Origin of the sequence: Bathymodiolus platifrons methanotrophic gill symbiont (genome assembly GCF_002189065.1) — a bacterium.
In the GTDB taxonomy this organism is placed as follows: domain Bacteria; phylum Pseudomonadota; class Gammaproteobacteria; order Methylococcales; family Methylomonadaceae; genus Methyloprofundus.
The window spans coordinates 1-1,281 of the sequence record NZ_BDMN01000568.1; the positions used below are offsets into that span (position 1 = coordinate 1).

Below are 1,281 nucleotides of genomic sequence, written 5' to 3' on the forward strand. Positions count from 1 at the left end.
AGGGAGGCTAAAATTTTATCCCGAATAGCCGTAGAGCCATTTGAGGTAGCCATGACTGAGCTGCTTTGTGCTCAGTCTGTGGCGGACGCAGGGCGGCTGGAGCATCTCCTATTCGCTGCGTAGGTGAACGAATTACGGCGACAGGAGTCCCGGAATTTCGTGAGGTAGCATGGCGCGCCTATCCTTTATCACTTCCCCAAATATCATCGAAGCTAAATTTTTTTGTTCGTTCTCTATTTTTTAATGAGTGAGTTTTTTCTGTAAAAAATGGAGGGTCAAGATAGATTAAGTCAATAGAGTCCTTCTCAATTAACTTAAGTTTTTCTAAGCAGTCGCCTTCAAGAATGCAATTAATTATTTGTTTTTTCATTGTCTCTTCTTTCTGCAATTTCGGTTAGAATTAACTTCAAGTCATAGCCACTTATTTTAGTAATGTAATCCCACGCATCATCACCAGAGTAATACTCGCCATCAACAGCACTATAGATGGTTTTTAGAGTTTTTTGAATTTTAATAGCCTGTTCTCGTTGAGGGTAGTAAAACATTACTCGGATTGGATTATAACCATGTTTCTTGATGACCATAACTCTCGTGTGTTCTTTTGTAATATGATCTCCATCAGTAGTAGCATCACGCCACTTTAACTCTACAGCATCATTTCCGTTTAAAAAATCAATCTCAAATGTTTTCGGTTTTATACCTTCTGTATTTTCTACTGTAGTTTTACCACCTTGACTATTTGCAAAGAACAGGCAAAGGGACGCGGCTTCTTCAAGGAATGAGCCTGCATATTTGTACAAGAAACGACCTGTATTTTGATATTTATCAATTAACATCCCTTCGTTATTAGAAATTCCTAATACTCTATATATCAGGTAATGAGAGTTATCATCTTTTTTCATTTCTTCTTTGCGAGCAATGATTTTTTCGCCCAAATTATTTGCGTATTCATCTGCTAAAGTACCAATTTTTAACCTTAGGAATAAGCACGAAACAACTTCCCGATATTAATTATTCTTGAGGAATTGCACGGTAATTCCATTTTGGTAAATGTGTATCAAATACAATCGGCATTATTTCTTTGAAGTCAGCGGCATATTTTCGTCCTGTCTCGTATATTTTGTCGAGTATGTGAACAATTGTTGTTAGTCCTTTTGACGTTGATGTTCTAGAAATCAATGTTTTAACTGTTTCAACCGAGTCAAATACAACACCTTCACAAGCACGAGTCACATGAGGAAAAAAACGATGTTCAATGGGATTATACTTGGAGGTATAAGG

Annotated in this window: 3 protein-coding genes; 1 reads left to right on the top strand and 2 read right to left on the bottom strand. The window is 37.1% G+C overall.

The genetic code is table 11. The features are described from left to right. Window positions 1-65: 65 nt before the first annotated feature. Window positions 66-251 carry a hypothetical protein gene (locus CDZ78_RS21560; protein ID WP_140414271.1) on the top strand — a complete coding sequence of 62 codons (186 nt, stop codon included), beginning with the start codon at window positions 66-68 and terminating at the stop codon, window positions 249-251. A 99-nt stretch (window positions 252-350) separates the two neighbouring features. On the opposite strand, the gene CDZ78_RS20550 is transcribed toward CDZ78_RS21560, so the two are convergent. Both CDZ78_RS20550 and CDZ78_RS20555 read right to left on the bottom strand, forming a co-directional pair. Beyond that, window positions 351-968, bottom strand: a complete 618-nt coding sequence (locus tag CDZ78_RS20550) for an ApaLI family restriction endonuclease (RefSeq protein WP_087871600.1) — start codon at window positions 966-968, stop codon at window positions 351-353. 43 nt (window positions 969-1,011) lie between these two features. Next, window positions 1,012-1,281 (bottom strand): ISAzo13-like element transposase-related protein (locus CDZ78_RS20555; protein WP_444979205.1); only part of this gene is annotated, 270 nt, incomplete at its 5' end.